Origin of the sequence: uncultured Tepidimonas sp., assembly GCF_938045175.1 — a bacterium.
In the GTDB taxonomy this organism is placed as follows: Bacteria; Pseudomonadota; Gammaproteobacteria; order Burkholderiales; family Burkholderiaceae_C; genus Tepidimonas.
Window position 1 is genome coordinate 1 of the sequence record NZ_CALIND010000197.1, and the last position, 9,525, is coordinate 9,525.

A 9,525-nucleotide genomic window follows, 5' to 3' on the forward strand; every position below is an offset into this window, starting at 1 on the left:
GCGCCCGTGGTGCTGGAACTGGCAGACGGATGACGCGCCCCATCACTCCAGCCCCAGCTCCTGAATTTTTCGCGTGATGGTGTTGCGACCGATGCCCAGGCGCTGGGCGGCTTCGATGCGCCGCCCGCGCGTGGCCTGCAGCGCGGCTTGAATCAGCCGCGTCTCGACGCGGCGCAGCAGCGCGTCCCACACGTCTGGCCGCCCGTGCGCCAGCATCGACAACACCTCGGTCTGCAACGCCGCTTCCCAGTCGGCACCCTGAGCCGGGACCGGCGCGGCGCGGTTCATGCCCCCGGTAGGCGCCCAAACCGGCCATTCGGTGCCCCGCTGCAGGCCCTCGGGCACCGCAGGGCCATCGGCGCGCGGCGTTGGGGCAGGCGCCGCATCGCGCTCTGACAGCGCGGCCAGTACTTCTGGCGGCAGGTCTTTGACCTCGACCACCTGCGCCGGGGCCATGACGGTGAGCCAATGGCAGAGGTTTTCCAACTGGCGCACATTGCCGGGAAAATCAAACGCCACCAATGCGGCCAGCGCCTGGTCGGATAAGCGCTTGGGCTCGACGGCCAACTGGCGCGCGCTTTGCTGCAGAAAAAACCGCGCCAGCAGCGGGATGTCCTCGCGCCGCTCGCGCAGCGGCGGCAGCCGCAGGCGAATGACGTTGAGGCGGTGGTACAGGTCTTCGCGAAACGCGCCTTCTTTGACCCGCTGCTCCAGATTCTGGTGCGTAGCGGCGATCACGCGCACGTTGGCCTTGATGGCACTGTGCCCTCCAACGCGGTAGTAGTGTCCATCCGACAACACGCGCAGCAGCCGCGTCTGCAGCTCGAAAGGCATGTCGCCGATCTCGTCGAGAAACAGCGTGCCCCCTTCTGCCTGCTCGAAGCGGCCGCGCCGAAGTGTCTGCGCCCCTGTGAACGCGCCACGCTCGTGACCGAACAGCTCGGACTCCAGCAGATCCTTGGGAATGGCCGCGGTGTTGATGGCGACGAACGGCCCGCGTGCACGGGGCGAGTGCTTGTGTAGCGCGCGCGCAACCAGCTCCTTGCCCGTCCCCGACTCGCCGGTGATGAGCACCGTGACGTGGCTTTGGCTCAAGCGGCCAATGGCGCGAAAGACGTCCTGCATCGCGCTGGCCTGGCCCAGGATCTCCGGCGCTGCCTCCAACGCCTCCTGTGCCACTTCCTCGCGCTGGCTTTCGGCCACCGCGCGCCGGATGAGCTCCACTGCCTTGGGCAAATCGAACGGCTTGGGTAAATACTCGAACGCACCACCCTGAAAGGCCGCCACCGCGCTGTCGAGATCCGAATACGCGGTCATGATGATGACCGGCAGCGTCGGGTGCTGGCGCCGGACTTTTTCCAACAACTCCAGGCCCGAGCCGCCCGGCATGCGGATGTCGCTGACCAGCACCTGCGGCCCTTCGTCGGCACCGTCGGCCAGCGCGTCGAGCACCGCTTTGGGGCTGTCGAAGCTGCGCGTGGGCAGGCCCTCGCGCGCCAGCGCCTTTTCCAGCACGAAGCGGATGGAGGGGTCGTCGTCAGCAATCCAGATCGGTTTCATGCGCGGCACTGCTCACTGTGTCCCCGGCCGCGGCCCCCCGTCAGGGCAGCGGGATGAGGATCTTGAAATCGGTGTGTCCCGGTCGGCTGTCGCATTCGATCAGGCCTTGGTGCTGCTGCACGAAGGTCTGTGCCAGCGTCAGGCCCAGACCCGAGCCGCCATCCCGACCCGACACCAGCGGGTAGAAGATGCGGTCCTTGATCTCCTCCGGCACGCCGGGACCGTTGTCGATGACATGCAATTCCAGTGCCAGCCGAAAGCGCCGCTTGCCAAACGTGACTTGCCGCTGCACACGGGTGCGAAACGTCAGCCGCGCGTCGCCCGCGGCGATGCGTTCCTTGAGCGCATGGGCCGCGTTGTGCGCCAGGTTCAACACGGCCTGGATGAGCAGCTCGCGGTCGCCGCGAAATTCAGGGATGGACGTGTCGTAGTCGCGCACCACCTGCAGCCCGCGTGGAAACTCGGCCAGGATGATGGCGCGCACACGCTCGCACACCTCGTGGATGTTGACGTCGGCCATGACCGGCGCCCGGCGATGCGGGGCCAACAGCCGGTCGACCAGCGACTGCAGCCGATCCGCCTCGTGCACGATGACGGTGGTGTACTCGACCAGATCGTCGCGGTCGGCCAGCTCCAGCTGCAGCAACTGGGCCGCGCCACGGATACCGCCGAGCGGGTTTTTGATCTCGTGCGCCAGGTTGCGGATCAGCTCTTTGTTGGCCTGGGCCTGCTCCAGCAGCCGCTCCTCGCGCTCTTGCCGGGTTTGCTGCTCCAGCGGCAGCATTTCCACCACGCGGTGTCCCGGCCACTCGGTCGTCGCCAACACCAGGTGCACCGGCAGCGGCTCGCGCAACAGTCGCTTGAGGTGGGTGTCATAGCGGATGACCGCATATTCGTTGCCGCGCGCGCCCTGCAGCGCGTTCTGCAGCAACTCGGGCTGGGTCAACCATTCGGATAGGGGCACACCTGCGAGCGTGCGGCGCGACAGACCGACCGCGTCCTCCAGCGCGTGGTTGGCGTAGCGGATATGCCCGCCATCATCGACCACGGCCACCAGCGTGGCCAGCAGGTCCAGCGCGGCCAGGTGCTGCGGGTCGACGCCACCGTCCGAGGGCGAGGATCGGCGCACCATTCCACCCTCAGCGCCCGCCGCCCAGGCGGTCGATCTCGCGCCGAATGGCCGCCACGTCCGCCTGCGCCCGCTCCACGCGCGTGCGCAGCTCCTCCACTCGCGCTTGGTAGCGGGGCGAGTCGGTGCGCTCATCGGCCAAGCGCGGCGGCTTGCCGTCGGCGTAATCGGCGCGCGCCTGCGCCAGCCGCTCCTCGGCGCGGCGCAACTCCTGCTCCAGAATGCGGCGCGCCTCGGCGTCGCGCGCACGTTGCTGGTCGGGGTCGACGCGCTCCGCCGGGGTGCGGGCGCCATTGGCCGTGGCACCGCTGCCACCCGCGCCGCCGCTGGATGCGTTGGTCGAGGCGGGCGCCGGCGCTGCCGGGCGCGCGCCCTCGACGATGGTCAGATTGGCGCCCTGCACCTCGCGACAGCCACGCGCGGCCGGGTTGGGGCCGGGGTTGTTGGTGTATTCGTTGCCGCAGCGCCAGATGGTCGAGCCGCCCTGTGCCCACACCGGCGTTGCCACCGCCCACGCCAGCGTAGCGGCCAGCACCCCACCCGCCATCCCTCGAAACGTCTCGTCACGGGTCCACGCCATATCGTCCTCACTTGCTCACACACGGGCCACAGTATCGGACAAAACACGCGGGGCGGCACCTGGCCGCCCCTTTGTTCGCTCATTGGCCCCGGCTGCAAGCGGGGCCAATCCGCACGCTTACAGGCTGAAGTACATGTCGTACTCGGTCGGGGTAACCTCGACGCGGGCGCGGGTGACTTCCTGCATCTTGAGCTCGATGTAGGCGTCGATCATGGAGTCGGTGAACACACCGCCCTTGGTCAGGAAGGCGCGGTCCTTGTCCAGGTAGTCCAGCGCTTGATCCAGGCTGTGGCAGACGGTCGGCACCAACTTGTCCTCTTCCGGCGGCAGGTGGTACAGGTCCTTGGTCGCGGCCTCGCCCGGGTGGATCTTGTTCTCGACACCGTCCAGCCCCGCCATCAGCAGCGCGGCAAAGCACAGGTACGGGTTGGCCATCGGGTCGGGGAAGCGCGCTTCGACGCGACGCGCCTTCGGGTTGGCCACGTACGGGATACGGATGGAGGCCGAGCGGTTCTTGGCCGAGTACGCGAGCTTGACCGGCGCCTCGAAGTGCGGCACCAGGCGCTTGTAGCTGTTGGTCGTCGGGTTGGTGATGGCGTTGAGCGCGCGCGCGTGCTTGATGATGCCGCCGATGTAGTACAGCGCAAAATCGCTCAGCCCCGCGTAACCGTCGCCGGCGAACAGGTTTTTGCCGTCCTTCCAGACCGACTGGTGCACGTGCATGCCGCTGCCATTGTCACCGTGGTAGGGCTTGGGCATGAAGGTCGCCGTCTTGCCGTAGCTGTTGGCCACGTTCCAGATCACGTACTTGAGCACCTGCGTCCAGTCGGCACGCTCGACCAGGGTGCTGAACTTGGTGCCGATCTCGCACTGGCCGGCACCCGCCACCTCATGGTGGAATACCTCGACCGGGATGCCCAGCGACTCCAGGATCAACACCATCTCGGCGCGCATGTCGTGCGTGCTGTCCACCGGCGGCACGGGGAAGTAGCCACCCTTGGTACGCGGCCGGTGGCCGCGGTTGCCATTCTCGAACTTCGCGCCGGTATTCCAGGGTGCTTCGTACTCCTCGATCTCGTAGAAGCAGTGCCCGGGCTGGGTGCTCCAGCGCACGCCGTCGAACAGGAAAAACTCGGGCTCGGGGCCAAAGTAGGCGGTGTCGCCCAGGCCGGAGGCCTTCAGGTATGCCTCGGCGCGCTTCGCGATGGAGCGCGGGTCGCGGTCGTAGGCCTTGCCGTCGCTGGGCTCGATGACATCACACTGCAAAAAGAGCGTGGTTTCTTCGAAGAACGGGTCGATGTTGGCGGTGTTGGGGTCGGGCATGAGCAGCATGTCCGACGCTTCGATGCCCTTCCAGCCCGCGATGGACGAACCGTCGAACGCGTGGCCCGAGGTGAACTTGTCTTCGTTGAAGGCGGAGATGGGCACGGTCACGTGCTGCTCTTTGCCGCGGGTATCGGTGAAGCGAAAGTCGACGAATTTGACGTCGTTTTCTTTCACCATGTTCATCACGTCAGCGACGGTCTTGGCCATCAGAATGCTCCTACTAAAGGGTCGGGTCGAAGAAAAACGGTCGCGGGGGAAATGCAGTTTCCATGCCAGCGCTCACCGGCCATGCTCACCATGAGAGCGGTCATTCACTTTGGCACTATTTTGGTGCGGAAGACCCATCATGGTGCATCCCCACCGCGCACCAATTCGGGGCCCAGCCGCGCCGACTGGGCAAGCAACGCACCGCGCATCGCATCATACGCCGCCGCCACGGCCGCTGGCTCGCCTTTGACGCCCAGCTCGATGTGGCGCCCATATTCGGGGTGGTCGACACTGGGCAGGCTAAAGACCTTGACACCCGGGTAGTCGGCCTCGATACGCTCCATCAACGGCGTCAAGGCGGCCTCCATAGCGCCATAGACGATGACCGAGCGCTCGGCCTGCGCCGCCCGCCCGTGGCAGGCGGGGTATTGGGTGTCGAGCACCCATTCGATCATCGGCCACGCCATGACCGGAAAGCCCGGCACGAAGTGAACCGTGCCACCCCCAGGCCCATCGCACGAGAAGCCCGGAATGCGGTTGTACGGATTGGGAATAAGGCGCGCGCCCACCGGGAAAACACCCATGTTGAGCCGGTGCACGTTGTCGGGGCGATCGGGTTCGTAGGGCACGCCCTGCTCGGCCGCCACCTCGCGCATGCGCTGCTCGATCAGTTCCTTGGCCTGCGGGTGCAGCACCGCCTGTACGCCCAGCGCGGCAGCGGCTGCTTGGCGCGTGTGGTCGTCCGGCGTGGCGCCGATGCCACCGGTAGAAAACACGACATCCGCGCTGGCAAACGCCTGCCGCAGCACATCGGTGATGGCGGCGCGATCGTCGCCCACGTAGCGCGCCCACGACAGCGCCAGTCCGCGTGCCCCTAGCAGCTCGATCACCTTGGACAGGTGTTTATCCTGCCGTTTGCCAGACAGGATTTCGTCCCCGATGACGATGAGACCGAAGCGCGGCACACGCACCGGCACGGCAGAGTCTTTCATGACGCAGGAGGGTTGGGGGCCGAGGCGGGAGGGGGTGCTGGCAAGGGGCGTGCCGGCACGTCGATGACCGCACCGTCGGCCGCAGCCGGATCCGACGATGCTACCGTGGACGGCGCCGGGTTGGCGCGGCGCAACTCGGCCAGGGCCTGCAGCAGGTAATGGGCGAACCACAGCGAGCCAAACGCAAACACCAGCGCGTAGATCCAGATGGCCAGCGGGATGAGCAACGGTGCCAGCGCGATGAACATCGCGCCTGACGCCCACAACAGGCTGGGTGCCGCGCCCAGCAAGCCGACCAGCACGCCCATGACCAACAGCGGCACGCGGTGCGCGGTCAAGAGGGCACGTCGCTCGTCGGCCGAAGCGTGCTCCGCCAGCGCATCGTAGGCAAAAACGCGGTAGGTCAGCCAGCCCCAGATGAGCGGTGGCAGTACCAGCACCAACGGTGGAATCAGCCAAAAGGGCAATGACAGCACCAGCATCAGCAGCGCCAGCAGGGTAGACCACAGCGACCACCCCAGGCTGCCCCAAAAGCCCCCGCCGCGCTTGCGTTGCAGGTCCGGGAAACGCCGCTGCGCGACCAGCTCGACCATGGCCGGTGTCATCAAAAACGCCACCAGCAACAGGGACGCGACGACGATGAGGGGCGTGGCCAGCACCAGCACCACCAGCGGCGCCACCACGGTGCGCAACGCGCCCAGACCGACGCTGTCCAGCCAGCCCAGCACGAACTCGACCAGTGCCCAACTCTCCAGCCAGGCCAGCACGGCATCGACGGCCCGATCCCAGAACAGGTAGCCCAGCGCGAAGGCCCCCGCCACCATCAACACCAGCGGCAGCAACGACAGCCCAATCACCCGCGGGTGTAGGCAATAGGCCACCGAGCGCCAGAAAGAACCGAGCAAGACGCGCATACCGCAAGCATAACCGCACGACGTCACGACCGCGCCGCGCCTTGCAGCGCCGCCACTTCGTCCGCACCGAGCCAGCGCCACTGCCCCGGGGCCAGGTCGGGCGGCAGTGTCAGCGGGCCGACGGCGCTGCGGTGCAGCACCTCGACGCGGTTGCCCACGGCGGCCACCATGCGCTTGACCTGGTGGTAGCGGCCCTCGGTCAAGGTCAGCCGCAGTCGATGGGCATCGATCGGCTCGACGCCGACCGGCACGGCCGGCCGCGGATCGTCGTGCAGCACCACGCCCGCGCGCAGGCGCTGCAGCTGCGTGTCGTCGAGCGCGTGCTTACAGGTGACGACGTACACCTTGGGCACGTGGTGACGCGGCGAGGTCATCCGGTGGATGAAGGCACCGTCATCGGACAGCAACAGCAGGCCGGTGGTGTCCTGATCCAGCCGTCCAATCGGCTGCACCCCTGCCGCCGCGCCACCGGGGCGCTGGCGCAACGGCGCAGGCAGCAGAGTGAGCACCGACGGCCAGGCCGACGGGCGGCGCGAGCACTCGTAACCCGCGGGTTTGTGCAGCATCAGGTACGCGCGTGGCTGGTAGGGCCAGCGCTGGCCGTCCACCCAAAACACCCAGCCAGCCCCCGCTTGCTCGGGCGGCAGCGGCGCATCGGGATCGGTCACGGGGCGCCGCTCGTCACCGACCTCGACTAGGCCCGCCCGCACCAGCGCCCGACAGGCGCGGCGCGTGCCGAAACCCTGCGAATACAACACATCTTCCCATCGCATCATGGGGCATGAGCATAACGGGCGATGACCCGCTGAACCAGCGACGGCGGAATCGGTCAAAATCGCGTCATCGAGACACGACCCTCCATGAAAGACCTCGTCCTGTCCCTGCTGCCCAGCCGCGAACGGTTGCACAGCATGCGCTGGTTGCGCTGGCTGTCACCCTATCTGCACCATCCGCGGCTGTGGCATCTCAACCGCAAAGGGCTGGCACTCGGGCTGGCACTGGGGGTCTTTTTTGGATTGCTGATCCCGGTGGCCCAGATCCCGGCATCGGCCACGTTGGCCGTGCTGCTGCGGGCCAACCTGCCGGCGGCAGTCGCCAGCACGTTGGTCACCAACCCGGTGACGTTCGGGCCGGTGTACTACGGAGCCTATAAGCTGGGGGCGTGGGTTTTGCAAAGCGAGCCCGGCCCGGGGGTGACGACGGGCCCGGAAGGCATTATCCTGGCCACCCCCGGCGCGTCCATGGAGAGTACCGTTGACGATGGGGCAAACCGGCCTTGGTGGGCGTGGGCTGCCGATCTCTGGCATTGGGTTTCCGGCATCGGCAAGCCGCTTGCCGTGGGGCTGGCGATCGTGGCCAGTGTGACCGGGATCGTGGTCTATGGTCTCGTCAATGCTCTGTGGGTGTGGAGGGTGCGGCTGGCGCGCCGTCAACGCCTGCGTCGGCGCGAAACGGCGGCCAAATAGCCACTGCCCGGCCGCCGCCTACTCTCAACCCTGCGCCGCGCGTTTCCACGCGTCGCGTGCCGCTGCCTCGTCCCCGCGCTCCTCGGCGAGTTCGGCCAAGGCGCACCAGCACCGGCGGCGCAGCTCGGACTCGTCCAGGCGCGGGGCCACCTGTTGCAGCAACGTCTGCGCCTTGCCCCACAGGCCCCGGGCGCGGTAGGCCTGCCCTGCCAGATACTGCAACCCCACATCGGCGGGCAGGCGCCGCTGGGCCTCCTCCAGCCTGGGCAACCAAGCGGCGTCCAGGCGCGGCAGCCACGGCTCCACGAGGCCGACGGCGCGCAGTCGCTCGCTCGCCGACAGCGTGTCGTACCCCGCCCAGGCGACGCGGATGGCCTCGTCGACCGCGCGCGGCAGCGGCCCTTCGGGCGCCAACTGTCCCTGCCCTCGCATACGCTGGGCGTGCGCGAGTAGCGCCAGCGCGCGCGCGGGGTCGCGGCGCTCGTCGCCCTGCTGGTTGCGCCAAACGGCCTCGAGCCCTTCCTCATCGCGCACGTCACGTAGGGCTTCCGTCCACAGGCCGCGCAGCACGGTGCGCACGGCCTCGGCCGAAAACGCCCGGTGCTTGGCCAGCAAGCGCGCCATGTCGAGTGCCGCCCGGTTGTCGCGCCGCAATTGGGCCAGCCGCAGCCGCAGCCGCACCGCCTGGATGCGCCGCGCCGCGCCCTGGGGCAACTCCGCCAGCCAGCGCGCGGCGGCTTCGGCGTCGCGGGCGTCGAGCGCCCACTCGGCGGCCCGCAGCAGGGCCCCCTCGCGGGCCTCGGGTGCCCCTCGCGAACGCGTGGGGTCGATGGCCGCGGCCAGCCACGCGTCACGCTGCTCGCGCTGGCTGAGCTGGTGCGCGCTCTCGGCGGCGGTCAGGTGCGCCAGCACCCACATGGCGTCGGTGTACGGCAAGGCGTCGCGGTCGGTGCTGCGCAGGCGCGCCATCGCCTCGCGCGCCGCGTTTTGCGCACGCACGAACCGCCCCCCGAGCTGATAGCCCCAGGCCTGCAGCAACAGGCCAACCGTGGCGCGCTCCTGCTGCAGGGCGCGCCAGCGGCTCGCGCGGCGCGGCAACTCGCGCAGCAACGCGACGCCGCGCAGCGCCCCATAGACGACGACGAACCCCACCACCAGGGCGATGACGACCAGGTTGAACGAGACATCGACGCGCCAGGGCGGCCAAAAGAGGGTCACGGTGGCGGGGTTGTCGCCCATCAGCAGCGCCGCGACGACCGCCAGCGCCGCGATAAACAACAGGCCAAAGATGCCCCTCACGGTCGACCTCCGTCGGCCCCTTGGACAGCACGGGCGCTGACTCGCACGTCAG

9 protein-coding genes are annotated in these 9,525 nt (G+C 68.3%); 1 reads left to right on the top strand and 8 read right to left on the bottom strand.

Annotated features, from left to right (window positions below):
- Window positions 1–42 precede the first annotated feature (42 nt).
- The 7 genes from ntrC to Q0716_RS10375 form a co-directional block, all read right to left on the bottom strand.
- Window positions 43–1,560, bottom strand: a complete 1,518-nt coding sequence (gene ntrC, locus Q0716_RS10345; RefSeq protein WP_299022969.1) for a nitrogen regulation protein NR(I) — start codon at window positions 1,558–1,560, stop codon at window positions 43–45.
- A 40-nt stretch (window positions 1,561–1,600) separates the two neighbouring features.
- Entirely contained in the window at window positions 1,601–2,692 is a 1,092-nt protein-coding gene (gene glnL, locus Q0716_RS10350; RefSeq protein ID WP_299022971.1) for a nitrogen regulation protein NR(II), read from the bottom strand.
- A gap of 7 nt (window positions 2,693–2,699) precedes the next feature.
- Window positions 2,700–3,269: a hypothetical protein gene (locus tag Q0716_RS10355; RefSeq protein ID WP_299022972.1), complete on the bottom strand. Its 570-nt coding sequence runs from the start codon at window positions 3,267–3,269 to the stop codon at window positions 2,700–2,702.
- Window positions 3,270–3,386: 117 nt separating this feature from the next.
- On the bottom strand, window positions 3,387–4,802 hold the full coding sequence (glnA, locus tag Q0716_RS10360; RefSeq protein WP_299022976.1) for a type I glutamate--ammonia ligase: 1,416 nt from the start codon (window positions 4,800–4,802) through the stop codon (window positions 3,387–3,389).
- A 137-nt stretch (window positions 4,803–4,939) separates the two neighbouring features.
- On the bottom strand, window positions 4,940–5,794 hold the full coding sequence (locus tag Q0716_RS10365; protein ID WP_299022977.1) for a molybdopterin-binding protein: 855 nt from the start codon (window positions 5,792–5,794) through the stop codon (window positions 4,940–4,942).
- Complete coding sequence (locus tag Q0716_RS10370) at window positions 5,791–6,708, bottom strand: EI24 domain-containing protein (protein ID WP_299022978.1); 918 nt, start codon at window positions 6,706–6,708, stop codon at window positions 5,791–5,793. Before Q0716_RS10370 ends, Q0716_RS10365 begins: the two co-directional genes overlap by 4 nt.
- 23 nt (window positions 6,709–6,731) lie before the next feature.
- Window positions 6,732–7,481, bottom strand: coding sequence for a 16S rRNA pseudouridine(516) synthase (locus tag Q0716_RS10375; RefSeq protein ID WP_299022981.1), 750 nt, complete (start codon window positions 7,479–7,481; stop codon window positions 6,732–6,734).
- Window positions 7,482–7,568: 87 nt separating this feature from the next.
- Here Q0716_RS10375 and Q0716_RS10380 point away from each other — a divergent pair, with 87 nt between their 5' ends.
- Entirely contained in the window at window positions 7,569–8,174 is a 606-nt protein-coding gene (locus tag Q0716_RS10380) for a DUF2062 domain-containing protein (RefSeq protein WP_299022979.1), read from the top strand.
- A gap of 24 nt (window positions 8,175–8,198) precedes the next feature.
- On the opposite strand, the gene Q0716_RS10385 is transcribed toward Q0716_RS10380, so the two are convergent.
- A complete protein-coding gene (locus tag Q0716_RS10385) occupies window positions 8,199–9,473 on the bottom strand; it encodes a heme biosynthesis HemY N-terminal domain-containing protein (RefSeq protein WP_299022980.1) in 1,275 nt (424 codons plus the stop codon).
- Between the last annotated feature and the right edge of the window lie 52 nt (window positions 9,474–9,525).